25 protein-coding genes and 1 riboswitch are annotated in these 24,671 nt (G+C 71.7%); of the genes, 10 read left to right on the forward strand and 15 right to left on the reverse strand.

Features of this window, described 5'->3' with window-relative positions; all coding sequences use genetic code 11:
* Positions 1–42: 42 nt before the first annotated feature.
* The 3 genes from ABD224_RS15415 to ABD224_RS15425 form a co-directional block, all read right to left on the reverse strand.
* Complete coding sequence (locus tag ABD224_RS15415) at positions 43–708, reverse strand: RNA polymerase sigma factor (protein WP_344050138.1); 666 nt, start codon at positions 706–708, stop codon at positions 43–45.
* Positions 709–1,083: 375 nt separating this feature from the next.
* A complete protein-coding gene (locus ABD224_RS15420) occupies positions 1,084–1,662 on the reverse strand; it encodes a hypothetical protein (protein WP_344050139.1) in 579 nt (192 codons plus the stop codon).
* 187 nt (positions 1,663–1,849) lie between these two features.
* Positions 1,850–3,469 (reverse strand): beta-N-acetylhexosaminidase, encoded by a 1,620-nt coding sequence (locus tag ABD224_RS15425; protein WP_344050140.1) that lies wholly within the window; start codon positions 3,467–3,469, stop codon positions 1,850–1,852.
* A gap of 146 nt (positions 3,470–3,615) precedes the next feature.
* Between ABD224_RS15425 and ABD224_RS15430 the strand changes: the two genes are divergently transcribed.
* The 5 genes from ABD224_RS15430 to ABD224_RS15450 all read left to right on the forward strand — a co-directional run bounded on the left by ABD224_RS15430 (position 3,616) and on the right by ABD224_RS15450 (position 7,815).
* Complete coding sequence (locus ABD224_RS15430; RefSeq protein ID WP_344050141.1) at positions 3,616–4,143, forward strand: 2-oxo-4-hydroxy-4-carboxy-5-ureidoimidazoline decarboxylase; 528 nt, start codon at positions 3,616–3,618, stop codon at positions 4,141–4,143.
* 268 nt (positions 4,144–4,411) lie between these two features.
* Positions 4,412–4,792 carry a succinate dehydrogenase, cytochrome b556 subunit gene (gene sdhC, locus ABD224_RS15435; protein ID WP_079129723.1) on the forward strand — a complete coding sequence of 127 codons (381 nt, stop codon included), beginning with the start codon at positions 4,412–4,414 and terminating at the stop codon, positions 4,790–4,792.
* A gap of 5 nt (positions 4,793–4,797) precedes the next feature.
* A complete protein-coding gene (locus ABD224_RS15440) occupies positions 4,798–5,274 on the forward strand; it encodes a succinate dehydrogenase hydrophobic membrane anchor subunit (protein WP_344050142.1) in 477 nt (158 codons plus the stop codon).
* Between the two features lie 22 nt (positions 5,275–5,296).
* Positions 5,297–7,051, forward strand: a complete 1,755-nt coding sequence (sdhA, locus tag ABD224_RS15445) for a succinate dehydrogenase flavoprotein subunit (RefSeq protein ID WP_344050143.1) — start codon at positions 5,297–5,299, stop codon at positions 7,049–7,051.
* Positions 7,051–7,815, forward strand: a complete 765-nt coding sequence (locus ABD224_RS15450; protein ID WP_344050144.1) for a succinate dehydrogenase iron-sulfur subunit — start codon at positions 7,051–7,053, stop codon at positions 7,813–7,815. The genes sdhA and ABD224_RS15450 overlap by 1 nt, the downstream gene beginning before the upstream one ends.
* Before the next feature lie 80 nt (positions 7,816–7,895).
* On the opposite strand, the gene ABD224_RS15455 is transcribed toward ABD224_RS15450, so the two are convergent.
* Positions 7,896–8,087 carry a TM2 domain-containing protein gene (locus ABD224_RS15455; RefSeq protein WP_344050176.1) on the reverse strand — a complete coding sequence of 64 codons (192 nt, stop codon included), beginning with the start codon at positions 8,085–8,087 and terminating at the stop codon, positions 7,896–7,898.
* A gap of 177 nt (positions 8,088–8,264) precedes the next feature.
* Here ABD224_RS15455 and ABD224_RS15460 point away from each other — a divergent pair, with 177 nt between their 5' ends.
* Positions 8,265–8,675: a VOC family protein gene (locus tag ABD224_RS15460; RefSeq protein ID WP_344050145.1), complete on the forward strand. Its 411-nt coding sequence runs from the start codon at positions 8,265–8,267 to the stop codon at positions 8,673–8,675.
* Positions 8,676–8,683: 8 nt separating this feature from the next.
* On the opposite strand, the gene ABD224_RS15465 is transcribed toward ABD224_RS15460, so the two are convergent.
* Together ABD224_RS15465 and ABD224_RS15470 are read right to left on the reverse strand one after the other, a co-directional pair.
* On the reverse strand, positions 8,684–10,132 hold the full coding sequence (locus ABD224_RS15465; protein WP_344050146.1) for a metallophosphoesterase: 1,449 nt from the start codon (positions 10,130–10,132) through the stop codon (positions 8,684–8,686).
* A 36-nt stretch (positions 10,133–10,168) separates the two neighbouring features.
* Positions 10,169–10,408: an SCO4848 family membrane protein gene (locus ABD224_RS15470; RefSeq protein ID WP_344050147.1), complete on the reverse strand. Its 240-nt coding sequence runs from the start codon at positions 10,406–10,408 to the stop codon at positions 10,169–10,171.
* A gap of 91 nt (positions 10,409–10,499) precedes the next feature.
* On the opposite strand from ABD224_RS15470, the gene ABD224_RS15475 reads away from it, so the two are divergent.
* The gene (locus tag ABD224_RS15475; protein WP_344050148.1) at positions 10,500–11,789 is read left to right on the forward strand and encodes a D-alanyl-D-alanine carboxypeptidase family protein; all 1,290 of its coding nucleotides are present in this window, start codon (positions 10,500–10,502) and stop codon (positions 11,787–11,789) included.
* 246 nt (positions 11,790–12,035) lie between these two features.
* On the opposite strand, the gene ABD224_RS15480 is transcribed toward ABD224_RS15475, so the two are convergent.
* The 3 genes from ABD224_RS15480 to ABD224_RS15490 form a co-directional block, all read right to left on the reverse strand.
* Positions 12,036–12,617 (reverse strand): 2'-5' RNA ligase family protein, encoded by a 582-nt coding sequence (locus ABD224_RS15480; protein ID WP_344050149.1) that lies wholly within the window; start codon positions 12,615–12,617, stop codon positions 12,036–12,038.
* A gap of 168 nt (positions 12,618–12,785) precedes the next feature.
* Positions 12,786–13,799 carry a tryptophan--tRNA ligase gene (trpS, locus tag ABD224_RS15485; RefSeq protein ID WP_344050150.1) on the reverse strand — a complete coding sequence of 338 codons (1,014 nt, stop codon included), beginning with the start codon at positions 13,797–13,799 and terminating at the stop codon, positions 12,786–12,788.
* A gap of 183 nt (positions 13,800–13,982) precedes the next feature.
* Positions 13,983–15,446, reverse strand: coding sequence for a glycine hydroxymethyltransferase (locus tag ABD224_RS15490; protein ID WP_344050151.1), 1,464 nt, complete (start codon positions 15,444–15,446; stop codon positions 13,983–13,985).
* Between the two features lie 31 nt (positions 15,447–15,477).
* Positions 15,478–15,567: riboswitch (ZMP/ZTP riboswitch) on the reverse strand.
* 113 nt (positions 15,568–15,680) lie between these two features.
* On the opposite strand from ABD224_RS15490, the gene rocD reads away from it, so the two are divergent.
* Complete coding sequence (gene rocD / locus ABD224_RS15495) at positions 15,681–16,886, forward strand: ornithine--oxo-acid transaminase (protein ID WP_344050152.1); 1,206 nt, start codon at positions 15,681–15,683, stop codon at positions 16,884–16,886.
* Positions 16,887–16,983: 97 nt separating this feature from the next.
* On the opposite strand, the gene ABD224_RS15500 is transcribed toward rocD, so the two are convergent.
* The 3 genes from ABD224_RS15500 to pdxR all read right to left on the reverse strand — a co-directional run bounded on the left by ABD224_RS15500 (position 16,984) and on the right by pdxR (position 20,154).
* Complete coding sequence (locus ABD224_RS15500; RefSeq protein WP_344050153.1) at positions 16,984–18,171, reverse strand: glutathionylspermidine synthase family protein; 1,188 nt, start codon at positions 18,169–18,171, stop codon at positions 16,984–16,986.
* A gap of 12 nt (positions 18,172–18,183) precedes the next feature.
* Complete coding sequence (locus ABD224_RS15505; protein ID WP_344050154.1) at positions 18,184–18,525, reverse strand: hypothetical protein; 342 nt, start codon at positions 18,523–18,525, stop codon at positions 18,184–18,186.
* Positions 18,526–18,672: 147 nt separating this feature from the next.
* On the reverse strand, positions 18,673–20,154 hold the full coding sequence (gene pdxR / locus ABD224_RS15510; RefSeq protein WP_344050155.1) for a MocR-like pyridoxine biosynthesis transcription factor PdxR: 1,482 nt from the start codon (positions 20,152–20,154) through the stop codon (positions 18,673–18,675).
* A 47-nt stretch (positions 20,155–20,201) separates the two neighbouring features.
* Here pdxR and ABD224_RS15515 point away from each other — a divergent pair, with 47 nt between their 5' ends.
* Together ABD224_RS15515 and ABD224_RS15520 are read left to right on the forward strand one after the other, a co-directional pair.
* Positions 20,202–20,699: a carboxymuconolactone decarboxylase family protein gene (locus tag ABD224_RS15515; protein ID WP_344050156.1), complete on the forward strand. Its 498-nt coding sequence runs from the start codon at positions 20,202–20,204 to the stop codon at positions 20,697–20,699.
* Positions 20,696–21,139 carry a carboxymuconolactone decarboxylase family protein gene (locus ABD224_RS15520; protein WP_344050157.1) on the forward strand — a complete coding sequence of 148 codons (444 nt, stop codon included), beginning with the start codon at positions 20,696–20,698 and terminating at the stop codon, positions 21,137–21,139. Before ABD224_RS15515 ends, ABD224_RS15520 begins: the two co-directional genes overlap by 4 nt.
* A gap of 499 nt (positions 21,140–21,638) precedes the next feature.
* On the opposite strand, the gene ABD224_RS15525 is transcribed toward ABD224_RS15520, so the two are convergent.
* Genes ABD224_RS15525 through ABD224_RS15535 form a run of 3 tightly spaced genes read right to left on the reverse strand, consistent with a single transcriptional unit; the run spans position 21,639 to position 24,648 of the window.
* Positions 21,639–22,619 (reverse strand): hypothetical protein, encoded by a 981-nt coding sequence (locus tag ABD224_RS15525; protein ID WP_344050158.1) that lies wholly within the window; start codon positions 22,617–22,619, stop codon positions 21,639–21,641.
* Positions 22,620–22,628: 9 nt separating this feature from the next.
* Positions 22,629–22,979, reverse strand: coding sequence for a hypothetical protein (locus ABD224_RS15530; RefSeq protein WP_344050159.1), 351 nt, complete (start codon positions 22,977–22,979; stop codon positions 22,629–22,631).
* Positions 22,966–24,648 (reverse strand): hypothetical protein, encoded by a 1,683-nt coding sequence (locus tag ABD224_RS15535; RefSeq protein ID WP_344050160.1) that lies wholly within the window; start codon positions 24,646–24,648, stop codon positions 22,966–22,968. Before ABD224_RS15535 ends, ABD224_RS15530 begins: the two co-directional genes overlap by 14 nt.
* Between the last annotated feature and the right edge of the window lie 23 nt (positions 24,649–24,671).

Raw genomic sequence — 24,671 nt, forward strand, 5'->3', positions numbered from 1 at the left:
GGTGGCGGCCCCGGCTGTCGCCGCGGTCCGCTCCGGCGGGACCTACTGGGCCGGCCGGCCCCTTCTCCCCCCTCGGGCCCTTCGCGCTTCTCGTTCTCCTCGTTCTTCTTGCTCTTCTCGTTCTTCTCCGCCGCCCTCCGCTCCGAGCTCCCGGGCCAGCCGTTTCAGTCCCCGGTGAGTGGCGGTGCGCACCGCGCCGGGCCGCTTGCCGAGGACGCGCGCCGCGGCGGGGCCGTCGAGGCCGACGACCACCCGGAGCAGCACGGCCTCGGCCTGGTCGCGGGGCAACCGCGCCAGAAGCGCGAGGGCCTGCTCGGTGGTGATGGACTCCAGGGCCTGGTCGTGGGTGCTGTGCGGGCCGGGCAGCTCCAGGACGTCCTGTTCGAGCGCGGCGCCCCGTGGCCGTGCACGCTGCCGGCGCAGATGGTCGAGTGCCCGGTGCCGGGCAATGGTCGCCGTCCAGCCGCGGAAGCCCGCCCCGTCGCCCCGGAACCGGCCGAGGTCGCGGGCGATCTGCAGCCAGGCGTCCGACGCCACGTCCTCGGCGTCGTCCCCGACGAGGCCGCGCAGATATCCGAGCAGTCCGGGCTGCACGATCCGGTACGCGACCGCGAAGGCCTCCTCGTCGCCTTCCTGGGCCCGTGCGACGGCCTCCCCCAGTTCCCCGTCGTACGCCTGCGCGCGGCGGGGTTCCCCTCCCTGGCCCAAGAACCGTCCTCGTCCGTAGCGGGTCCCCGGACATGCGCACCCTCGCGCGTCCGGTCGTGTCCACGTCCCCCACGGTCATCAGCGTCGGCCTCCACGGAAACGTCACAGCTCGTCAGCGGCCTTTTGCGCCCGGCTCGGCCCCGCCCGCCCGGGGTGTCCCGGCACAGAAGCCGCGGAAACGGCCGCCGCGGACCACGGCCCGCGGCGGCGCCGGGCCGCCTCGGCCGAGTTCTCGAGCGGACTGCCTCGGCCGGGTCCTCGGGCGTCCGCCGGACGCAGGGACGCGGCACCCACCACCGGGGGTCCACCGCTCCCGGCACCGGCGCAAGGCCCCGCACCACACCCCCGGGGGCCTCCGCGGATCACGGTCCGGGCTCACACCCGGCTGCGGGCCCGGCGGGACACCACCGCCCGCAGGACGCGACGCCCCTCGGTGGAGACCTCCAGCGCCTGGCGGAGTCCGGCGGAGCCGTGCCCGGCGAGCAGTTCCAGGACGGTGATCTGCCGGCGCAGCTCGGCGGCGACGAGCGGCGACACGTCCTCCGCGCGGCCCTCGCGGCAGGAGTCGACCGGCGTCGTGTCCTCGGCCGGGTCGAGGAGCCGGTGGATCTGGAGCGAGGCGACCGAGCAGGCGTCCGCCCACTGCCGCACCTCGGGAGCGGACCGGGTGGCCGGTGCGGCGGCCAGCATCCGGCGGGCCAGCAGCGCGGCCTCGTCCTCGGCGTTCTCGCCCGCGGCGGCCGCCTCCCCGTCGGCCGCCTCCAGCGCGTCGCGCACCTGCTGGAGCCGTTCGGCCCAGTCGCCCTCGGAGGAACCGTCGGCGAGGCTTCCCCACAGCGGCCGCAGCACCTCGTCGTCGCCGCCGAGCAGTGGTATGCACCGATCCAAACAAGCCAATCCGCTGGCGGCCAGTCCGCGCTCGTCGGCCTGCGCGATCAGTTCCACCAGGCTCATTTCCGCCTCCTCGCAGGGCCCCGGTCCCTACGGAGCCCGCACTCTCCCTCACGGTGTGCGATCGCCCGGTAGTGTCACACGGCGATCACGCACAGTCGAGACGGAGGGCGATAACAGCGGAGGAAAAGATTCCGGCCACGTGCCCGACGAAGGGGTTCCGGCCAGTCGCGTCACCGGAGGGCCGTGTTCAGCCCAGCCGGTTCGCCAGCGCCTTGAACTCCGTCCAGGACATCTCCGGCTCGCCGGGGTGCCACAGCTTCTGGATCATCGCCCGCAGCGGCATGCGGATGCCGGCCGCCACCTGGTCCTGGGTCTGGGAGTTCGCGAGGTCGCACCACACGGCGAACGAGCCGCCCAGGATCTGCGCGTCGTACTGTGCGGGCACCGCCTGGGTGCCCCGCAGCACGCGCGGGGTCCACTGTTCGTAGATCCGCTCTCCGGTCGGGTAGACGAAGTTGTTCGGCTCGCCGAGGACGTAGTACAGGAACTCGTCGTTGTAGTTGAGCACCTTACGGCCGGCGGCGAGGTACTCGGCCGGCTGGCGGGCGCCTATCTCCTTGCCGGTCCAGTAGGCGGTCACGATGTCCTCCGCGGGCCGCACGGAGGTGTTCCGGAAGAAGCCGTCGTTCCACGCGCGCGGGGTGCGGTTGTTCCTGCGGACGGTGGCGGCGCGGTCGTTCAGCCAGCTCGTCGCCAGGTCGGCCACGGTGCCGCCGGGGCCGTGTGCCTTCCGCGCGGCGGCGGCCAGCTGCGGGTAGGACGCCTCGGGGTCGCGCGCGGTCAGCGCCTGGTACTCGTCGCCGCCGAGGTGCCACTGGCCGCCGGGGAAGAGGCCCGCGTACTCACCGAGCAGGTCGTCGACGATCCGGGCGGCCTGCTCCTTGGAGATGTCGATCGCCCCCCGTGTCGCCACGCCCTGCGCGTTGCGCAGCTGCAGCTCGGGATGGGCGGCGAGCACCGCTCCCAGGTGGCCGGGCGAGTCGATCTCGGGGACGACGGTGATGTGCCGGCTGGCGGCGAGGTCGACGATCCGCTTGACCTCGGCCTTGGTGAGGTGGCTCTGGGAGACGACCTCCGGGTGCGTGTCGGACTGGATGCGGAAGCCCTGGTCGTCGGAGAAGTGCAGGCCCAGCTCGTTGAACTTCAGATCGCCCAGCTCGCGGATGCGGTCCTCGATCCAGCCGGCCGTGAACGGCTTGCGGGCGATGTCCAGCATGAAGCCGCGCCGCGGCTTGGCCGGCATGTCGTTCACGACGCCCTCGGGCGCCGTACCGCCGCCGCGCACCGCCTGCTTCAGGGTGCGGGTGCCGTAGAAGACACCCGCGTCGGCGGGCCCCTTGATGGTCACCCGGCCGTCGCGCACGGTCATGGTGTACGACTCCGGGTTCCCGCCCTTGCCGAGCGCCAGCCGCAGGTCCCCGGGGCGCGAGTCGTCCTTCCGCCCGGCGTACGTCAGGCCCAGTTCGCTCGCGATCAGCTTCCCCTCGTCGGCCAGGGAGGCGTGGTCCACCACGACCCGGCCGCCCCGGGCCGGGCGCCAGCCGGGGCCGCGGGCCGGGGTGTGGGAGCGCACGGCGGGAATGGTCCGCGGCGCCTGGGACAGGGCGTAGCTGCGGGTGGGACTCGGGGAGGGGGCTGCCGCGGGCGCGCCCTCCGCGCGCTGCCCGGAACCCGTCGAGGACCCGTCCGCGGAGATCCACACGCCCAGGGCGGCGCCCAGTCCGACCGTCACGGCGAACGCGCCGCCCGCCACTGCCCGCCCGTGCGGCGACCTCCGCGCCGGGGCCCGGCGCCTGTGCTTGCTCACGTCGCCAACTTAAGACCCGTCGACTCCGTCCGTGTCCACCAGGTGTCTTCAAACTCTCCCGTTCGAGTGAAATTCACGCCCCCACCGGACACATCATGAGCACACCCGATAACGTAACGGCACAACTCTTACAGTCTTACAGCGCCTTGCACTTACCACACCCTGCCGACCGAGGACCCAAGCTGCTCGCGCAGAACCTGGAGCGCTTCAACACCGCACCCGCTCCCGAGGCTCGTCACACCCTTCTGACCTGCCTGCACAGCCCCCGCTGGGCCCATCGCATCACCGCCCACCGCCCCTACCCGGATCTGCCGTCCCTCCTGGCCGCGGCGGACGAGGCGACGTACGACCTGAGCCCGGCGGACCTGGCGGAAGCCCTGGCGGCGGAGCCGCTGCCCTCGCTTCCCGAGGGCACGTACGCGGCCGCCTCCACGGCCCTGAACGCCGCCTACGCCGCCTACGAGGCCCGCTTCGGCCACGGCTTCGTCATCTGCCTGGACGACGTCGCCCCGGACGAGGCCCTGGACCGGGTCCTGGCGGCCGTCCGGTCACGATTGGCGAACGATCCGGAGGAGGAACGGCTCGTCGCGACGGAGGAGCTCCGGCGCCTGGCCCGAGGCCGGCTGGGACGCGCCCTGCGGGGCGTGGGGAACCACGCGGCCAGCCACGGCTGACCCGCGCCCCCGGCGAGCAGCGCGGATCCCGCACCGAGGGCGGGTCCCGCCCCCATGGCCGTTCTCCGGGACCTCCCACTCCCCCGGCCGTTCCACCGGCCCGTACGCGCCCTGTCGGGGGACACGTTCGATCGCCTGGGGGAGGGCCCCCTGTGAGCCTCGCCGCAATGGCTGGTTACGATGCTGAGGGCCGGTGGACCGTACCCGGCCGGGCCCGACCGACAGAAAAGCCGGCGCGGCCCTAGTCCCGCTTCCGGAGGGTTCTTCCGTGCCGGCTGGAACGCTGTACCGCGGCCGGGAAGGAATGTGGTCCTGGGTGGCTCACCGAGTCACCGGTGTCCTCATTTTCTTCTTCCTGTTCGTTCACGTGCTGGACACCGCACTCGTCCGCGTGTCTCCCGAGGCCTACGACACGGTCGTGGCCACGTACAAGTCGCCGATCGTCGCCGTGCTCGAGTACGGCCTGGTCGCCGCCATCCTCTTCCACGCGCTCAACGGCCTGCGGGTCATCGCCGTCGACTTCTGGGCCAAGGGCGCCCGCTACCAGAAGCAGATGCTGTGGACCGTGGTCGGCATCTGGATCGTGCTGATGCTCGGAGCGATCTACCCCGTCCTCGGCCACGCCGCACGAGAAGTGTTCGGGAGCTGATGCGCATGTCCACCACCGAGACCAACGCCTCGGGCGTCAGCCCCGTCGAGGGCGGCTACGGCGTCGACAACCCCGCCCCCCTCATCGAGCCCCCGCGCCTGCGCACCAAGAAGACCCCGCGCTCGACCCGGGGCAACTTCGAGATGTACGGCTGGCTGTTCATGCGGCTGTCCGGCGTCGTCCTGGTCGTCCTCGTCATCGGCCACCTGCTGATCCAGCTCGTCGTGGACGGCGGCGTCTCCAGGATCGGCTTCGCCTTCGTGGCGGGCCGCTGGGCCTCCCCCTGGTGGCAGGTCTGGGACCTGCTGATGCTGTGGCTGGCGATGCTGCACGGCTGCAACGGCCTGCGCACGGTCATCAACGACTACGCGGAGCGCCCGAACACGCGACTGTGGCTGAAGGGCCTGCTCTACACCGCCACGGTGTGGACCATCCTGCTGGGCACGCTGGTGATCTTCACCTTCGACCCGAACATCCGCTAGGCCCGGGACCGAGGTATTCCTGATGAAGATCCACAAGTACGACACCGTCATCGTCGGCGCCGGTGGCGCCGGTATGCGTGCCGCCATCGAGGCGACCAAGCGCAGCCGCACCGCGGTCCTGACCAAGCTCTACCCCACGCGCTCCCACACGGGCGCCGCGCAGGGCGGCATGGCCGCCGCGCTGGCCAATGTGGAGGAGGACAACTGGGAGTGGCACACCTTCGACACGGTCAAGGGCGGTGACTACCTGGTCGACCAGGACGCCGCCGAGATCCTGGCGAAGGAGGCCATCGACTCGGTCCTCGACCTGGAGAAGATGGGCCTGCCGTTCAACCGCACCCCGGAGGGCACCATCGACCAGCGCCGCTTCGGCGGCCACTCGCGCAACCACGGCGAGGCCCCGGTCCGCCGCTCCTGCTACGCGGCCGACCGCACCGGTCACATGATCCTCCAGACGCTGTACCAGAACTGCGTCAAGCAGGGCGTGGAGTTCTTCAACGAGTTCTACGTCCTGGACCAGCTGATCACCGAGGTCGACGGCGTCAAGACGTCGGCCGGTGTCGTGGCGTACGAACTGGCGACCGGCGAGATCCACGTCTTCCAGGCGAAGTCCGTGATCTACGCCTCCGGCGGCTGCGGCAAGTTCTTCAAGGTGACGTCGAACGCGCACACCCTGACCGGTGACGGCCAGGCGGCCGTGTTCCGGCGCGGGCTGCCGCTGGAGGACATGGAGTTCTTCCAGTTCCACCCGACCGGCATCTGGCGCATGGGCATCCTGCTCACCGAGGGCGCCCGCGGCGAGGGCGGCATCCTGCGCAACAAGGACGGCGAGCGCTTCATGGAGAAGTACGCCCCCGTCATGAAGGACCTCGCCTCCCGTGACGTCGTCTCCCGCGCGATCTACACCGAGATCCGCGAGGGCCGCGGCTGCGGTCCCGACGGCGACCACGTCTACCTGGACCTGACCCACCTGCCGCCGGAGCAGCTGGACGCCAAGCTGCCCGACATCACCGAGTTCGCGCGGACCTACCTGGGCATCGAGCCGTACACCGACCCGATCCCGATCCAGCCGACCGCGCACTACGCGATGGGCGGCATCCCCACCACCGTCCGGGGCGAGGTGCTCGCGGACAACACCACGATCGTGCCGGGCCTGTACGCGGCCGGCGAGGTCGCCTGCGTGTCCGTGCACGGAGCCAACCGCCTGGGCACCAACTCGCTGCTGGACATCAACGTGTTCGGCAAGCGGGCGGGCATCGCGGCGGCGGAGTACGCGCAGCGGACGGACTTCGTGGAGCTTCCGGAGAACCCGGAGTCCTACGTCGTCGAGCAGGTCGAGCGGCTGCGGAACTCCACCGGCAACGAGCGGGTGGCCGAGCTGCGCCGCGAGCTGCAGGAGACCATGGACGCCAACGTCATGGTGTTCCGCACCGAGCAGACGATCAAGACGGCCATCGAGAAGATCACCGAGCTCCGGAAGCGCTACAAGAACGTGGCGATCCAGGACAAGGGCAAGCGGTTCAACACGGACCTGCTGGAGGCCATCGAGCTGGGCAACCTGCTGGAGCTGGCCGAGGTCATGGCAGTCTCCGCCCTGGCCCGCAAGGAGTCCCGCGGCGGCCACTACCGCGAGGACTACCCCCACCGCGACGACGTCAACTTCATGCGCCACACCATGGCGTACCGCGAAGTCGGCGCCGACGGGACCGAAACCATCCGTCTCGACTACAAGCCGGTCGTGCAGACCCGCTACCAGCCGATGGAGCGTAAGTACTGATGGCAACCCCCGTTCTGGACAAAGCCGAGGCGGAGGGCCGGGCCGCGTCCCCCTACATCACGGTCACCTTCCGCATCCGCCGCTTCAACCCGGAGGTCTCGGCGGAGGCGACCTGGCAGGACTTCCAGGTGGAGATCGACCCCAAGGAGCGCGTCCTCGACGGTCTGCACAAGATCAAGTGGGACCTCGACGGCACGCTGACCTTCCGCCGTTCCTGTGCGCACGGCATCTGCGGCTCGGACGCCATGCGGATCAACGGCAAGAACCGCCTGGCCTGCAAGACGCTGATCAAGGACATCAACCCCGAGAAGCCGATCACGATCGAGCCCATCAAGGGCCTCACGGTCCTGAAGGACCTGGTCGTGGACATGGAGCCGTTCTTCCAGGCGTACCGGGACGTCATGCCCTTCCTCATCACGAAGGAGACGAACGAGCCCACGCGCGAGCGTCTGCAGTCCCCGGAGGACCGGGAGCGCTTCGACGACACCACGAAGTGCATCCTGTGCGCGGCCTGCACCTCGTCCTGCCCGGTGTTCTGGAACGACGGCCAGTACTTCGGCCCGGCGGCCATCGTCAACGCCCACCGGTTCATCTTCGACAGCCGTGACGAGGCCGGCGAGGAGCGTCTGGAGATCCTCAACGACAAGGACGGCGTCTGGCGCTGCCGCACCACCTTCAACTGCACCGACGCCTGCCCCCGCGGCATCGAGGTGACGAAGGCGATCGCGGAGGTGAAGCGGGCGCTGATCACGCGCCGCCTCTGACGTCCGCGCCGCATACGACGCTCGAGGGCCCCTTCCCGTCCGGAAGGGGCCCTCGGTGTCCTGTCCGCCGCGCGAGCGCGTCAGCCGCGCGGGACCCGGCCCTTCGAGCCGGTGCGGTCGTCGCCGGCCAGGAGGACGATGCCGTCGATCAGGGCCCGGAAGCCGGGACCGCCGCAGGTGAGGAGCCGGGCGATGCCCACACCCGCGGAGCCGGCGCGGAAGCGGCCGATGCCCAGGGTTCCGGGGAAGAGCCGGAGAACGCCCGCGACGATCCTCGGCTTGTCGGAGCAGGGACGGCCCCGCGGGTCGTAGCCGTAGGGCGCGTCAGGGGTGGACGGTCAGAAGCACGGTCGGAGGGAGGACAGCGGGGGCCGCCCCAACGAGTGACCGGGCGGCCCGGACGCGCTCGGCCTCCCCCGCCCCGCACCCCCGGTGCCTAATCTGATGGCATGTCAGATGACGAGTCCTACGAGCTGCTCGGGTTCGACAATGTGCTGCTGCCCGTGGGGGATCTCGGCGAGGCCGTCGGTTTCTACGAGCGGGCCGGGTTCACGGTGGCGTTCCGGCTGGACGAGGCGGGGATCGCGGGGCTGAAGGTGGGAGGCGAGACGCCGGGGCTCCTGCTGCGCGTGGAGGACACGCTCGGCCACCGGACGCCGCCGTGGCCCTCGCCCCGGGTGTGGCTGGAGGTGCCGGACGCACGGGTGGCGGCGCGGGAGCTGACGGCGGCCGGGATCGCCCTGCTCGACGAGCCGTCCCCGGGGGCGACCGGCTGGACCGTCGAGATCGCCGACCCCTGGGGCAACATCCTGGGCTTCACCGACTACAGCAAACGGCCGGAGCTCGGCCGCCGCCCCTGACGGCCCGCTCAGGCCTGTTTCGAGGCGAGTTCGACGACGGTGATGTCGGAGGGAGCGCCCACGCGCGTGGGCGGCCCCCAGGCGCCGGCGCCCTGCGTGACGTACAACTGGGTGTCCCCGTAGCGCTCCAGGCCCGCGACGGTCGGATTGGCGGCGGCCGCGAGGAAGGTGCCGGGCCAGAGCTGGCCGCCGTGGGTGTGGCCGGACAGCTGGAGGTCCACGCCGTACCGGACGGCCTCGTGTATCTGCACCGGCTGGTGGGCGAGCAGCACGCACGCGCGTGCGGGATCCCGGTCGCCGAGGGCCCGCTCGAAGTCGGGGCCCTGTCCCTCGTGCTCGCCCCGTATGTCGTTGACGCCGGCCAGGTCGAAGCCGGGCAGCTCGGTGCGCGCGTTCTCCAGGGGGAGCAGACCGAGGCGCCGTACCTCCTCGACCCACTGCTCGGCGCCGGAGAAGTACTCGTGGTTGCCCGTGACGAAGTACGCCCCGTGCCGTGCCCGGAGTCCCGCCAGCGGCGCCGCCGCCGGTCCGAGGTCCTTGACGCTGCCGTCCACCAGGTCCCCGACGACCGCGATGAGGTCCGGCTGGGTCGCGTTGATCGTGTCGACGACCTTCTGCGCGAAGCCGCGCCCCAGGACGGGGCCCAGGTGGATGTCGCTGACCACGGCGATCCGGAAGCCGTGCGCGGCCCGCGGCAGCTTCGCCAGCGGCACGGTGACCCTCTTCACCCGCGGTCCCCGCAGCACGCCGTACGTCCCGTGTCCGACGGTCCCCACCGCGGCCGCCGCCGCGGCTCCGGCCATCACCCGGGACACGAACAGCCGCCGGGTGAGCGCCTGAGGACGTGCCGGCTCCTCCCCGGCCGGGACGGCCTCCCCGGAAACGGCCTCCTCGGAAACGGCCCCCTCGGAAACGGCCTGCGCCTCGGCGACGGCACAACCGCCGGACTTCGCCCGGACGTCGTGCGCCGGAGCCTGACCGGACTCCGTCCCGGCGGGCCCGGAGCCCGACCCTGCCTCGGCAGCGGGTCCCGTCCCGGAGCCGGCTCCCGCCTCAAAGGCCGGTTCGGAGACGGAGGCCGGCTCGCGGGCCGCGTCCGTCCGCTCCGTGCGCCCCGGTCCGGCGTCCCGTGCCGCCGAGCGGCCGAGGAGGCGGTGCAGAACGGGACGCAGAGGCTCGGTGGCCAGGACGGCCAGGAGGAGGTAGAGCGACAGGGCCAGCCAGAGGTAACCGGGCCAGGCCAGGGCGCGTTTGAGCCAGAAGGGGATGCCGGCACGGGTGCCGGCGAAAGCCGCGATCGCCAGCAGCCAGCCACCGGCGATCAGGACCGCGCCGGCGCGCCGCACCGGGCCGGGACCGCGCGTCGTGTCACGGAACAGACGCCGCCACAGATACCAGTTGGCCGCCACCACGCAGGCCAGGACGAGCAGCGCCACGAGCACGAAGACGACCACCATGCCGCAGGGACCTTCCGGTTCTGAGTGTCGGGAACGCTATGACTTCCGGCGCAGTGCGCGCAGTCCGCGCAACCCGATGACCCCGATGGCCGTCCCCCATACGAAGGAGACGACGGCGAGCGCCAGATGCACCCAGAAGTACGCCGTCGGCCGGCCGTCGTCGAACGCGAGCCCGCTGCTGTCCTTGAAGAGATTCCTGACGAAAGTGACCCAGATGACCCAGCTCCACACCCCGAAGGCGAGCAGGAACCAGGAGACGGGGCGGCTGAGCTTCATACCCTCAGTATCGCTGCTGCGCGCCAGGCTCCGCGCCCGGGGTGAGAGGCCGGGCGGAACGTCACTGCCGGCGCCAGGTACGTTTCCGGTCGTGTCCGCTTCCCAGAAGACCGTCAGACGCTGCCTGTTGGCCGCTTCCACCGCTGTGCTGTCCGTTTCCCTGTCCGTTTCCCCGGCCGCGCCCGCCGCCCTCGCCGCACCGGCCGCTCCGGCGGCGAGCCCGTCGGCCACTCCCCCGGCGCAGATGTCCACCGTGGGCGGCGTTCGCCTGGGGCGGCCGGGCACACAGGTCGACCTGGCGGGCGGCGCCCCCGTCCTGCCGAAGGACCTCACCGCCCGCTCCTGGATCGTGGCCGACGCCGAGTCCGGCGAGGTCCTCGCCGCACACAACGCGCACTGGCGGCTGCCCCCGGCCAGCACGCTGAAGATGCTGTTCGCCGACACCGTCCTGCCGAAGTTCCCCAAGACGCAGAAGCACAAGGTCGCCCCGGCCGACCTGGAGGGCCTGGGGGCCGGTTCCAGCCTGGTCGGCATAAAGGAGAACGAGACGTACACGGTCCACGACCTGTGGCTCGGCGTCTTCCTGCGCTCGGGCAACGACGCCGTGCACGTCCTGGCCGCGATGAACGGCGGCGTCAAGCCGACCGTCGAGGAGATGAACGCGCACGCGCAGGAGCTGCAGGCGTTCGACACGCATGTGGTGAGCCCGGACGGCTACGACGCCAAGGGCCAGGTCTCCTCGGCGTACGACCTGACCCTGATCGCCCGCTCCGGACTGCAGAAGAAGGACTTCCGCGAGTACTGCTCGACCGTGCGGGCGTCGTTCCCCGGTGAGACGAAGAAGGACAAGAAGGGCAGGACCACCCGCGGCTCCTTCGAGATCCAGAACACCAACCGGCTGCTGAGCGGCGACTACGACCTCCCCGTCTACCCGGGCATCGCGGGGGTGAAGAACGGCTACACCTCCAACGCGGGCTCCACCTTCACCGGCGTGGCCGAACGCGACGGCCGGGTGCTGCTCGTGACGGTGATGAACCCGCAGGGCGGGGGGCACAACCAGGTCTACAAGGAAACCGCCAAGCTGATGGACTGGGGTTTCGCCGCCGCGGGCAAGGTGCGGCCGGTGGGTGAACTGGTGCCGCCGAGGAGTGCGGCGGGCGCGAAGGGGCAGCCGGGCTCCACGCCCTCGGCCGGCCAGGCGGGCGGCAGCGGGTCGCCGTCCGGCTCCGCGGCGAGCGCCTCCGCCAAGAGCGGCTCCAGCGGCGTCGGCACCGCCCTCGCCGTCACGGGCGGTGTCCTGGTGCTGCTCGCCGTCGCGGTGTTCCTGGTCAACCGCCGCTGGCCGCTGCCGGACCTGGTGCGCCGCCGGGACCCTTCCTGAGCCGGACGCCCCTGCCGCCGCCCGGAGGGCCGCACCGCCCCGCGGCGGCGGGGCGGCGGGACGGTGAACGCCATGGCGGCGGCCGTGCCCTCCTCCCTCCGTCCGGGCACCTGTCCGCCCGGACCGCGCACGCGTGGCCGCCGGGCGTGCCGGCCACGGCCCGACGGCCCGGGCCGCCGTGGGAGCTTCTGTCGCGCGGTGTTCCGGCGGCTGCCGCCGCCGGGAGTGCCGTCCGGACCGGGCCGGCTACAGGACGGGCAGGGTGCCGTGGTCCACGGGACCCGCCTGCGGGGGCACCACCGCGCAGCCGCCGAAGCCGAACTCACGCAGCTTGCGCCAGACCCCGTCGGGACCCTGCTCGTGCAGGGAGAACCCGGTGCACGGCCACTCGGCCTCGTACCCGGCGAGCTCCTCGAAGGCGCGGTCCATGGCCTCGTCGTCGATGCCGTGCGCCACCGTCACATGCGGGTGGTAGGGGAACTGGAGTTCGCGCGCCACGGGCCCGGAGGAGTCGCGGACCCGCTTCTGCAGCCATGTGCACGCCTCGACGCCCTCGACGACCCGCACGAACACCACCGGCGACAGCGGCCGGAAGGTGTCCGTGCCGCTCAGCCGCATGGTGAACGGCCGTCCGGCCGCGGCCACCTCCGTCAGATGGGCCTCGACCGCCGGAAGTTGGCTGTCGTCGACCTCCGTCGGCGGCAGCAGGGTGACATGCGTGGGAATCCCGTGTGCCGCGGTGTCGCCGAAGCCCGCGCGCCGCTGCTGGAGCAGGCTGCCGTGGGGCTCCGGGACCGTGATCGACACCCCGATCGTTACGGTCCCCACGTCGTCTCCTGTCGTCGTGTCGGAAGCGTCGTCCGTTCGGTTCCGGTTCTCGGCAGTCCCGTCACTGCCGTGTGGCTCCGACTGTACGTCCACAGCCGTGTTGTGGGCAGGCGCAGCCGTGTGATGTGCAGCGCTCCGCCCGGTGCCGCGTGTGTGCCGTGGTGCGCCTCAGCGCTTGGCGGGCAGAAAGCCCACCTTGTCGTACGCCCGGGCGAGGGTCTCCGCGGCGACCGTGCGCGCCTTCTCCGCGCCCTCGGCCAGAATCGAGTCCAGCGTCTCCGGGTCGCCCAGGTACTGCTGGGTCCGCTCCCGGAACGGCGTCACGAACTCGACCATGACCTCGGCGAGGTCCGTCTTGAGCGCGCCGTAGCCCTTGCCGGCGTACTTCTCCTCCAGTTCGGCGATGCCCGTCCCGGTGAGGGTCGAGTAGATCGTCAGGAGGTTGCTGACACCGGGCTTGGTCTCCGGGTCGAAGCGGATGACGGTGTCGGTGTCGGTGACCGCGCTCTTGATCTTCTTCGCGGTGACCTTCGGCTCGTCCAGCAGGTTGATGAGGCCCTTCGGGGTGGACGCCGACTTGCTCATCTTGATCGTCGGGTCCTGCAGGTCGTAGATCTTCGCCGTCTCCTTGAGGATGTACGGCTCCGGGACGGTGAAGGTCTCGCCGAACCGGCCGTTGAAGCGCTCGGCGAGGTCGCGGGTGAGTTCGATGTGCTGGCGCTGGTCCTCACCGACCGGCACCTGGTGCGCCTGGTACAGCAGGATGTCGGCGACCTGGAGGATCGGGTAGGTGAACAGGCCGACACTCGCCCGGTCGGCCCCCTGCTTGGCGGACTTGTCCTTGAACTGGGTCATGCGGCTGGCCTCGCCGAAGCCGGTGAGGCAGTTCATGACCCAGGCGAGCTGGGCGTGCTCGGGGACGTGGCTCTGGACGAACAGCGTGCAGCGCTCGGGATCGAGTCCCGCCGCCAGCAGCTGGGCGGCGGCGAGGCGGGTGTTGGCGCGCAGCTCCTGGGGGTCCTGCGGCACGGTGATCGCGTGCAGGTCGACGACCATGTAGAACGCGTCGTGGGACTCCTGGAGGGCCACCCACTGCCGGACGGCGCCGAGGTAGTTGCCGAGGTGGAAGGAGCCTGCGGTGGGCTGGATTCCGGAGAGCACACGGGGTCGATCAGAGGCCATGCCCCCCATTCTCTCAGGTGCCTGACCCTCCTCGGTCCAGGAGCGCCCCGGCGGGGGAACCGGCCGGTGACGGGCGGCCGGCGGCACGCTGCTGATGCACCGCGCGGCGGTCCGGCGTGGTGCCGGACCGCCGCGCGGGGAGCCACGACAGGAGCCGATCGGCCTTTGAGCCCGGACGGGGTGTCAGCCGAGGTCGATCTCCGGGTACAGCGGGAAGCCGGCCACCAGGTCGCTCGCGCGGCGGGAGATCTCGTCGGCGGTCTTCGGGTCGAGGACATGGGCGGCCTTGGACGGGGCGCCCGACTTGGTGGTCCCGGGCTCGGCGGCCGTCAGGGCGCGGTGGATGAGGTCGGCGACCTCGTCCATCTCCGCGGTGCCCAGGCCGCGGGTGGTCAGCGCGGGCGTGCCGACGCGGATGCCGGAGGTGTACCAGGCGCCGTTGGGGTCGGCCGGGATCGCGTTGCGGTTGGTGACGATGCCGGACTCGAGCAGGGCGGCCTCGGCCTGGCGGCCGGTGAGGCCGTAGGAGGAGGCGACGTCGATCAGGTTGAGGTGGTTGTCGGTGCCGCCGGTCACCAGGGTGGCGCCGCGGCGCAGCAGGCCCTCGGCCAGGGCGCGGGAGTTGTCGACGATCCGCTGGGCGTAGTCCCGGAAGGAGGGCTGCCGGGCCTCGGCCAGGGCGACCGCCTTGGCGGCCATGACGTGCGGGAGGGGGCCGCCGAGGACCATCGGGCAGCCGCGGTCGACCTGGTCCTTGAGGGAGTCGTCGCACAGGACCATGCCGCCGCGCGGACCGCGCAGGGACTTGTGGGTGGTGGTCGTGACGATCTGGGCGTGCGGGACCGGGTCGAAGTCGCCGGTGAGGACCTTGCCGGCGACCAGGCCCGCGAAGTGCGCCATGTCGACCATGAGCGTGGCACCGACCTCGTCGGCGATCTCGCGCATGATCCGGAAGTTCACCAGGCGGGGGTAGGCGGAGTAGCCGGCGACGATGATCAGCGGCTTGAACTCGCGGGCCTGGGCGCGCAGCGCGTCATAGTCGATGAGGCCGGTCTTCGGGTCGGTGCCGTAGGACCGCTGGTCGAACATCTTGCCGGAGATGTTCGGGCGGAAGCCGTGGGTGAGGTGGCCGCCGGCATCCAGGGACATGCCGAGCATGCGCTGGTTGCCGAAGGCCTGGCGCAGCTCGGCCCAGTCGGCCTCGGAGAGCTCGTTGACCTGGCGGACCCCGGCCTTCTCCAGGGCGGGGGCCTCCACGCGCTGGGCGAGGACGGCCCAGAAGGCGACGAGGTTGGCGTCGATGCCGGAGTGCGGCTGGACGTAGGCGTGGCGGGCGCCGAAGAGCTCGCGGGCGTGCTCCGCGGCCAGCGACTCGACGGTGTCGACATTGCGGCAGCCGGCGTAGAAGCGACGGCCGACGGTGCCCTCGGCGTACTTGTCGCTCATCCAGTTGCCCATGGCCAGCAGGGTGGCCGGGGAGGCGTAGTTCTCGGAGGCGATCAGCTTGAGCATCTCGCGCTGATCGGCGACCTCCTGGCCGATGGCGTCGGCCACGCGCGGCTCGACGGCGCGGATCACGTCGAGCGCGGCGCGGAAGGCGACGGACTCGCGGGACAGGGACGCGGAGCTTTCGGGGTTCTCAGGCATCAGGACCTCCGGACGTGGCGTTCGGCGTTCACGGTACGGCCCAGGCGCACGGCACTCTTTCCCGTTCGGGCCGCTCCCCGATGGTCGGTCCCATCCCAGCGCGCCAGTCACGGCCCGCAGTCAGCCTACCGGGCGCGTCGAACGGCGCAGTTCCCGCGTCCACCATACGAGCGGGGTTAGGAAGGAGGACGGCCTCCCTTCACCGGGGGCCCCTTGCCGTCCTCGGGAGCCGCAGTGACCACCACGGAAGACCTCATCGCCACCGCCGACGCCCACAGCGCGCACACCTACCATCCGCTGCCCGTGGTGATCGCCACCGCGGACGGCGCCTGGATGACGGATGTGGAGGGCCGCCGGTACCTCGATCTGCTGGCCGGTTACTCCGCGCTGAACTTCGGGCACGGCAACCGGCGGCTGCTCGATGCGGCCAGGGCGCAGATGGAACGGGTGACGCTGACGTCGCGGGCCTTCCACCACGACCGGTTCGGCGCGTTCTGCGAGCAGCTGGCGGCGCTGTGCGGCATGGAGACGGTGCTGCCGATGAACACCGGCGCGGAGGCGGTGGAGACGGCCGTGAAGACGGCCCGGAAGTGGGGTTACCGGGTCAAGGGCGTGCCCCGGGAGATGGCGAAGATCGTGGTCGCGGACAACAACTTCCACGGCCGTACCACGACGATCATCAGCTTCTCCACCGATCCGGGGTCGAGGGCGGACTTCGGTCCGTACACGCCGGGCTTCGAGATCGTGCCTTACGGGGACCTGACGGCGATGCGGTCGGCGCTGACGGAGAACACGGTCGCCGTGCTGCTCGAGCCGGTCCAGGGCGAGGCGGGGGTGGTGGTGCCGCCCGCCGGTTATCTGCCCGCGGTGCGGGAGCTGACGCGGGAGCGGAACGTGCTGTTCATCGCCGACGAGATCCAGTCGGGGCTGGGGCGTACGGGCCGTACCTTCGCATGCGAGCACGAGGGGGTCGTCCCGGACATGTACGTCCTGGGAAAGGCGCTGGGCGGCGGGATTCTGCCGGTGTCGGCGGTAGTGTCGTCGCGGGAGGTGCTCGGGGTGTTCCGGCCGGGCGAGCACGGGTCGACGTTCGGCGGGAATCCGCTGGCGTGCGCGGTGGCGCTGGAGGTGATCGCGATGCTGCGCACCGGCGAGTACCAGGCGCGGGCCGCGGAGCTGGGCGAGCGTCTGCACCGCGAGCTGGGGCAGCTGGCGGGGACGGGACGGGTGCGAGAGGTGCGGGGGCGGGGACTGTGGGCGGGGGTGGACGTCGATCCGGCGCTCGGGTCCGGCCGGGAGCTCTCCCGGAGGCTGATGGACCGGGGTGTCCTGGTGAAGGACACCCACGGCTCGACGCTCCGGATCGCCCCGCCGCTGGTGATCGACGAGGAGGATCTGGACTGGGGGCTCGACCAGCTGCAGGCGGTGCTCGGCGCGTAAGGGGCGGCGCCCCGGTCCGCTCCCGGCCCCGGTATCACCCGGCCCCGCCCGGCCTCGCCCGGCACAGGCTGGTCCGGCCCGGTGCGTGCGAGAAGGCTCAGAGGATCACATGGGGCAGGAAGCGGGCGTACTGGTCCGTGACCAGCCCGGAGGACTCGCGGATGCCGAGACCGGCCGCCTCGTCCCCGACGATCCAGGCACCGAGGACGACGTGGTTGCCGTCGAAGGCGGGCAGCGGGGCGAGGGCCTGGTAGCAGCAGGGCTCGTCGCGGACGGGCGGGCCGCCGTCGCCGGGCCGGTGGACCGTCACTCCGGCGCCCTCCCGGCCGAGCAGGGGCTTGGCGACGTACCCGGTGGTGGCCGCGAGGTCGCGGGGGCCGTCCAGGTAGGCGGGGAGGAGGTTCGGGTGGTCCGGATACAGCTCCCACAGGACGGCGAGCAGGGCCTTGTTGCTCAGCAGCATCTTCCAGGCGGGCTCGATCCACAGGGTGGTGCCGGTGCCGCCGCCGTTGTCGAGGGTGTCCAGGAGGTGGCCGGCGAAGGGGTCGGTGGTCATCCACTCCCACGGGTAGAGCTTGAAGATGCTGCGGATGAACCGCAGTCCGTTGTCGACGAAGCGTTCCGACAGCGGGTCCCAGCCGATCTCCTCCATGGAGATCCAGTCGGTGTCCAGGCCGGCCTGTTCGGCGGTCTCCTTCAGATAGGCGACCGTCATCAGGTCCTCGCCGGTCTCGTCGTCGCTGGTGTGCGCGAAGTACAGGGGGCTGCCGGGCGGCAGCAGCGGGGCCTGCCTCCTCCAGGCGTCGACGAGACGTTCGTGCAGGGAGTTCCACTGGTCGGCGCCGGGGAAGCACTCCTCCATCCAGAACCACTGGGGAGAGGCGGCCTCGACCAGGGAGGTGGGGGTGTCGGCGTTGTACTCCAGGAGCTTGGCCGGTCCGGTGCCGTCGTAGCGGAGGTCGAAGCGGCCGTAGACGGAGGGGAGTTCGGCACGGCGGTGCCAGGACTCGGCGACGGCGCGGGCGACGCGCGGGTCGGTGATGCCGAGGTCGGCGAAACGGCCGGTGGTGACGATGTGGTCCGCCGCGGCGAGGCACATGCGGTGCAGTTCCTCGACGGTCTCCTCCAGCGCCTCCACCTCGGGGAGGGTGAAGACGTAGCAGGCGCTCTCGTCCCAGTAGGGGCGGAAGGAGTTGTCGGGGTGACGGGTGAGCGGATAGATGAGGCCCTGGGCCTCGACGGTCTGCTGCCAGCCGGGACGGGGCGTGAGAGTACGGCGTTCCATGGCGGGCCGGTCTCAGCCACCGGACTTGCCGCTGCCGCCGAAGCCGCCGCGGGTCACCCCGCTTCTGCTGCCTCCCGTACTGCCCGAGCCGCTGCGGGGCTTGGTGAAGGAGCCGCCGCTGACCCAGCCGTCCTTCTTCTTGCCGCCGTAGTACCAGGCGTCGTCGGAGAACGACGTGGCGGACTTGCACTTCTTGTCGGAGACGATCCTGTAGCCCTTGCCGAGCGTGTAGCTGTCGCGGTCGACGCAGCGCTTGTCGGGATCGGAGGAGCAGGCGGTGAGTGCGGCGGCGAGCAGTCCCATGCCGCCGAGGACGACCGTTCCCGAACGAAGTTGCCAGCGTATGCCCGCCATGTCGCTTCTCCCCGTTTTCTCTGCCGTTGCCGCGGTTTTTGCTGATGTCCAGTCGACTGATAAAGCGCTTGCGCCATGACCTTGTTGACCAGTATTGGGCGGTCACGGTCACCAGCCTAGGGGGCCATGGACCTTCGTTACGGTTTGTTACGGCAGGACCCGGCACAGGGCGTCCAGCGCCGCCGCCCACGCGTGGTCCGCCGGGGTGCCGTAGCCGACGACCAGGGCGTCCAGCGGTTCCCCCACGGCGTCCTCGTGGCGGTAGCGGGACAGGCCGTGGAGGGCGAGTCCCTGCCAGGCGGCGGCCTGCACCACCGCGGACTCGGTGCCGGAGGGCAGGCGCAGCACGGCGTGCAGACCGGCCGCGATACCGGTGGGACGGACGTCGGGGGCACGGGTGGCGAGGGCCTCGACCAGGGCGTCGCGGCGACGGCGGTAGCGCAGACGGGCGGAGCGCACCTGGCGGTCGTAGGCGCCGGAGGTGAGGAACTCCGCGAGCGTCAGCTGGTCCAGCACCCCGCAGGTGTCGGTGGGGCCCTTGGCCTCCGCCGCCTCCTCCACGAGGGACGGGGGCAGGGCCATCCAGGCCAGACGCAGGCCCGGGGCCAGGGACTTGCTCGCGGTGCCCAGGTAGACCACCTGGTCGGGGGCCAGGCCCTGGAGCGCGCCGACGGGCTGACGGTCGTAGCGGAACTCGCCGTCGTAGTCGTCCTCCAGGATCAGGCCACCGGTGCGCCGGGCCCAGTTCACGACGGCCGCCCGCCGGTCGGGATGCAGGGGGACCCCCAGGGGGAACTGGTGGGCGGGGGTGAGCAGCACCGCCCCCTCGTCCGTCAACTCCTGTGTCACCGTGCCGTGGTGGTCCAGCGGCAGCGGACGGGTGCGCAGGCCCGCCTGGGCCAGCAGCTTCCAGTGGGAGTCCAGTCCGTAGGAGTCCACCGCGATGGTGCGCACTCCGCGCGCCCGCAGCACCGCGGCGAGGATCCGCAGGCCGTGCGAGACGCCCGCGCACACCAGCAGACGGTCCGGATCGGTGCGCACGCCCCGGACCCGGGCGAGATAACCGGCCAGCGCGGTGCGCAGGGCCGGGTTGCCGCGCGGGTCGCCGTAGTCGAGGACGTGGTGGGGGGCCGTGGCCAGAACGCGGCGGGCGGCCCTCAGCCACAGGGTGCGGGGGAAGGAGGCGAGATCCGGGGTGCCGGGGACGAGGTTGTGGACGGGGCGCCGGCGTTCGCGGCGCGGACGGGCCGTGCGCACCGGCGGGGGTGCCGCCTCTCCCTTCCGGTCGGCCTTCTCGCCGGTCTTCCGGTCGGTCTTCCGGTCGGTCTTCCGGTCGGCCTTCCGGTCGAACGGCGCGGAGGGCACCCCGGTCGCGACCCAGGTGCCCGAGCCCTGGCGGGCGGTGAGCCAGCCCTCGGCGACCAGGTCGGCGTAGGCCTCGACGACGGTGTTGCGGGCCACGCCCAGGTCGGCGGCGAGGGAGCGGGAGGAGGGCAGCCGGGTGCCGGGGGCCAGGCGGCCGGTGCGGACCGCCTCCCGCAGCGCATCGGTCAGACCGCGCCGCAGCCCACCGGAGCCGGTCGGTTCCACGTGCAGGTCGACGCCCGAAGTGGCCCAGGAATCCGCCATGGAAGTGGACCATACTCCCGGGCCTTCCGGCTCCTAGAGTCACGGGCATGAGCACCGAGGAAACGATCGAGTACGCCGCCGAGCACCCTCCGCGGCTGGACTGGGTCCAGCACGCACCCGAGGTCTACAAGGCGATGGTCCGGCTGGACGCCGCCGCCCGGAAGGGCCTGGACCCCAAGCTGTACGAGCTGGTGAAGATCCGTGCCTCGCAGATCAACCGCTGCGCCTTCTGCCTGGACATGCACACCAAGGACGCGCTCGCGGCCGGTGAGAGCGTGGAGCGGATCGTGCAGCTCAGCGCGTGGGAGGAGTCGCGGCACTTCTACACCGAGAAGGAGCTGGCGGCGCTCGCGCTGACCGAGGCGATCACGGTCCTGACGGACGGCTTTGTGCCGGACGAGGTGTACGAGCAGGCCGCCAAGCACTTCGACGAGGCCGAGCTGGCCCAGCTGATCGCCGCGATCACCGTGATCAACGCATGGAACCGGTTCGGCGTGACCACCCGGAAGACGCCGGGCCACTACCAGCCGGGGCAGCACGGATGAGCCGTACGTCGTTACTGGACCAGGAGGTCGCCCGGGCGATGAGCGCGGTCAGCGCGGCCGCGAAGAAGGGACTCGGTGATCCGTTCCTCGCCGAGCTGGTCATGATCCGCGCCTCGCAGATCAACCACTGCGCCTTCTGCCTGGACATGCATCTGAGGATCGCCCGGGAGAACGGGGAGTCGGAGGACCGTCTCCATCTGCTCAACGCCTGGGAGGAGGCCGAGGACCTCTACACCGAGCGCGAACGGGCCGCACTCGCCCTGACCGAGGCGGTGACCGTGCTCACCGACGGCTTTGTGCCGGACGAGGTGTACGAGCAGGCCGCCAAGCACTTCGACGAGGCCGGGCTCGCCCATCTCATCGCCCTGATCACCGCCATCAACAGCTGGAACCGTCTGATGGTCAGCCGCCGGATCCCGCCGGGGGGTTATCAGCCGTAGCCAGGGCCGGGCCGTTGCGGGCGCCGCACCCGGGGCCCTGCGCGGCACCGCCCGTGCGGGCCGAGGCCGGACGGCGCGTGGCCCCTCGCCTGCCGCGTCCGGACGGGCGAGGGGCCACGCGTGTCACGTCCGGGCCGGGACTCCGGCGGTGCCCCGCCCGGCGCTTCGCGCCACTCCCCGCCCACGTGAATGGTCGCATGCGCGGTGCGTTCCGTTCTGTCCGCCATGTTCGGTACTGCCTTCCGTGCCTGCTCAACTCCCCTGTGTCACACGAACGTCACCCACAGGGGAGCTGTGCGCATGCCCCTTTCGTGCTGTCCATGCCTGGCCGGTGACCGAAAGTGTTCGAGGTCACGAAGCCCGGGAACGTCGCCGGCCGCCTACCGCCGGACCGACGTCACCGAACGCGGAAGAACCAGAAAGAACCGAGAAAGAATCGAGAAAGAACCAAGGAAGAAGCAAGGAAGAGGCGAGGAAGGACGGAACGCGGAGTGCCCGGTCAGCTCGGGCAGCTGGTCGAGGGCGGGCAGAACCAGTCCACCGCCGTGGTGAGGACCGTGTGTTCGTCGGAGCGGCCGTCGACGTCGGGGCCGTAGGAGGCGATCGCGTAGATCTTGCCGTCGGCGGCCTGGAAGCGCTGGTCCACGACGTGCCAGGTACCGATCTCCGGCTCGCCCCTGAGGGAGTTGGCCAGGTACTCGAGCCGGGAGCCGGTGAAGTCGCCGCTGTCCAGGTTCATCCGGGACAGCACCTGAAAACCCGGCGGCTTGGGGACGGCATCGGACAGGAACAGGTCGAACGATGCGTCGGGGGAGGACTCCCGCACCTCGAAGACCTGGAGGCGGTAGTGGCCCGTGGAGTCGCGGTAGTTGACGACGTCCATCCCGTACTGGGAGCTCACGGTGGACCGCTGCCGCTGCCAGCCGTCGGGGAGGGCGATACGGAAGCCCTGCGGGTCGTCGTACGCGACGTAGCCGGCGGGCAGGGACGGTATGCCGGCGGACGGCTCCGGGGAGGTGGGCGGCGTCGGGGACGGCTCCGTGGACGAGGGTGTGCCACTCGCTGTCACGACGCCCTGGCGGCCGTCGTTCTCTTTGCCGCCGAGGCCGAGGGACAGCACCAGGGCCACCGCGACTCCGGCCGCGGCGGACGCGCCCAGTACCGTCCACACGGTACGGCGGCCGTACCCGCCGGGTCCGGCGGAGGGGGCGGGCGGCACGGGCAGCGTGGGCGGCGCGGGCGGCACGGACGGTGGGCCCGCGGGCGGCCGGGTGCTGTACGGCGCCGGGTCCGGCGGTGGCCCGGGCGGTCTCGGTACGGCCGTGCTCGTCGGCGCGTCCGGGTCGGTGATGCCGCCGGACGGCACAGGTGCGTGGCCGGGACGGCCCGGTGGCGGCGGGGTGGCCGGTGCCACCGCCGCCGTGCCGTCGTCCCAGCGCTGTGTCTCCTCGTTCCAGAACAGTCCGCCCCCGTTGCCCACGGCACTCCCTCACATCCCCAGCAGTCCGGCGACGGTCCCGGCCGAGGTGAACAGCGACAGCACCGTCTGTGCGTCGGTGAGCAGTTCCCGCAGCCGCTGCCGTCTGCTCTCGCCGGTGGTCCCGGTCCGGCTGATCTCGTCCTCGGCGCCTGCCAGTTCCTCGTCCAGCGCCCGGATCCGGTCGTCGGCCCGGACCCGGGCCAGGTCCGCGCGCAGTTCGCGTACCGCCGCCAGCAGTTCCTCGGCGGCCGGGTCGTGTCCGGCCGCGTGGTGATGGCTCTCGGCGCGCGCGTGGCTGCCGATGGCGAAGGTGCTGTGCGAGACGTCGCCCATGCTGACGGACGGCTCATTCGTGGTCATCGGTGCCCAATCCCTTCTGCGGCTCGGGGCTCTTCTGCGGCCTGGAGCCCTCCTGCGGCCCAAAGTCGCCGGTGGTCGTGGAGGCGGAGGCGTGCTCGCCGACGGCGAAGGTGCTGCCCTCCACCCGGCCGATGTGCACGCCACCGTTGCTGATGTTGTTGACCTGCTGCACGAATTCGCCGGTCTGATACCCGAAATCGGCCAGCGCCGCCCGCACACCGCTCGCGACACGGTCCTGAATGCTCTTCAGGTAGCGGGAGACGTCCATGGTCTGGAACTGCGAACCGGCCGGTGCCGAGCCCAGCTCCCGCACCGACAGGGCGGGGCCGTCGGGCAGCGCCTGCGCGTAGCCTCCGGTGAGCATCCGCAGCACGTACACCACGGCCCGGCCCACGAGGTACAGCGACGTGGGCGCCGAGCCTGGCACGTGCAGGGCGGCATCGGCCGCCCTGGCGACCAGGGTGTTCCGCTGGAGGCTGTAGGAGGCCTCCTTGAAGTCCTCGCGCACCGGCAGCAGGACATGCGGCGCGATCTCCAGGACCAGCATGCGGCCCTGGGTGTGGACGCGCACGAAGACCGTGACGACCAGTTCCTCCTCCCAGCCCCCGACCCGGATGCGCAGGAAGTGCCGCCGTTTCTCGCCGCCCTCCTCCACCGCCCGCGCACAGTGCTCCGCGACGGCCTCCGGGTGGAAGGGGGCTTCCGCCCGGCTCCGCTCCCCCTCCGCCGGCAGGAACACGCACTCGTCGATCTCCAGCCGGCGCAGCCGGTCGCGCACCGTGAGCCCGGCCCGCTCCGCGTGTTCGGCGGGCAGCCGCAGCTGCTCCAGCCGGGGCCGGATGCTGTCCAGGATCGCGCGGTTGCTCAGGGGGCGCTGTTCCTTCTTCAGGGCGTCCGGCTTGAGCTCCACGGCGAGCACCCAGGTGTCGCGGGCCGTGCCGGCCCCGCAGAACGGCCGGGCCTCGTGGTACATGATCAGCGGAGAGTGCTGTTCCAGGCGGATCCGGTCCTTCAGCCGCTGGAACCGCTCTCCCCCGCCCCGCTCGGCGGGGTCGGCAGCCGCGTTGGGGAACGCCTCTCTGGACAGGCTGCCCGTCAGGGCCCTGGCGAGCTGGTCGCGCCGCGCGCGCTCGCACACGCCCACGAGCGCGAGCGTCACCAGGACGGTCCAGGCCTGCCAGGCCCTGATCGGATCGCCGGTGAACGCGGCCTTCAGCGCGAAGAACAGCAGCCCCGCGAACAGGAGGACACCCACGCAGCGCATGAGGAACACCGGCAGCTGCCACCGCGACGTTCCCCGGACGCGGCTCCGGTCGGCGAAGGCGAGCAGCAGACCGGGCAGGACGAAGACCAGCAGCAGACCCCGGGTCAGGGCGGCGCCCGCCGCCCACAGGGCGAGGATTGCGGCGGCCCACTGCAACTCCATACGGCGTGCCCGCAGCGCGTGCGCGAGGACCCGGGCCGCGTCCAGCCCCAGCGAGGGCGCCACGAACCGCTGCTCGTTGAGGTGCAGCTCCTCGATCACCCGGTCCCGGAAGGCGGGGTCCAGATAGGTGCCCACGCACAGCAGCCGCGTGGCCTCACTGGCGTACGGCGGCGTGGGCGGAGGCCCCGGTGACGCACCGGTCCGGGCCGGCTGGGGTTGCTGCGGTACATGGGCAGTGCTCACGCGGTTCCCCCGAGGCGTGAATG

This window comes from Streptomyces thermoalcalitolerans, from assembly GCF_039525155.1.
GTDB lineage: Bacteria > Actinomycetota > Actinomycetes > Streptomycetales > Streptomycetaceae > Streptomyces > Streptomyces thermovulgaris.

What these genes read in the sequence shown, in the direction of transcription:
- ABD224_RS15420 (WP_344050139.1), bottom strand. Translation starts at nt 1,662, where the DNA reads ATGAGCCTGGTGGAACTGATCGCGCAGGCCGACGAGCGCGGACTGGCC.
- ABD224_RS15440 (WP_344050142.1), top strand. Translation starts at nt 4,798, where the DNA reads ATGTCCACCACCGAGACCAACGCCTCGGGCGTCAGCCCCGTCGAGGGC.
- sdhA (WP_344050143.1), top strand. Translation starts at nt 5,297, where the DNA reads ATGAAGATCCACAAGTACGACACCGTCATCGTCGGCGCCGGTGGCGCC.
- ABD224_RS15450 (WP_344050144.1), top strand. Translation starts at nt 7,051, where the DNA reads ATGGCAACCCCCGTTCTGGACAAAGCCGAGGCGGAGGGCCGGGCCGCG.
- ABD224_RS15460 (WP_344050145.1), top strand. Translation starts at nt 8,265, where the DNA reads ATGTCAGATGACGAGTCCTACGAGCTGCTCGGGTTCGACAATGTGCTG.
- ABD224_RS15465 (WP_344050146.1), bottom strand. Translation starts at nt 10,132, where the DNA reads ATGGTGGTCGTCTTCGTGCTCGTGGCGCTGCTCGTCCTGGCCTGCGTG.
- ABD224_RS15470 (WP_344050147.1), bottom strand. Translation starts at nt 10,408, where the DNA reads ATGAAGCTCAGCCGCCCCGTCTCCTGGTTCCTGCTCGCCTTCGGGGTG.
- trpS (WP_344050150.1), bottom strand. Translation starts at nt 13,799, where the DNA reads ATGGCCTCTGATCGACCCCGTGTGCTCTCCGGAATCCAGCCCACCGCA.
- ABD224_RS15490 (WP_344050151.1), bottom strand. Translation starts at nt 15,446, where the DNA reads ATGCCTGAGAACCCCGAAAGCTCCGCGTCCCTGTCCCGCGAGTCCGTC.
- ABD224_RS15500 (WP_344050153.1), bottom strand. Translation starts at nt 18,171, where the DNA reads ATGGAACGCCGTACTCTCACGCCCCGTCCCGGCTGGCAGCAGACCGTC.
- ABD224_RS15505 (WP_344050154.1), bottom strand. Translation starts at nt 18,525, where the DNA reads ATGGCGGGCATACGCTGGCAACTTCGTTCGGGAACGGTCGTCCTCGGC.
- pdxR (WP_344050155.1), bottom strand. Translation starts at nt 20,154, where the DNA reads ATGGCGGATTCCTGGGCCACTTCGGGCGTCGACCTGCACGTGGAACCG.
- ABD224_RS15515 (WP_344050156.1), top strand. Translation starts at nt 20,202, where the DNA reads ATGAGCACCGAGGAAACGATCGAGTACGCCGCCGAGCACCCTCCGCGG.
- ABD224_RS15520 (WP_344050157.1), top strand. Translation starts at nt 20,696, where the DNA reads ATGAGCCGTACGTCGTTACTGGACCAGGAGGTCGCCCGGGCGATGAGC.
- ABD224_RS15530 (WP_344050159.1), bottom strand. Translation starts at nt 22,979, where the DNA reads ATGACCACGAATGAGCCGTCCGTCAGCATGGGCGACGTCTCGCACAGC.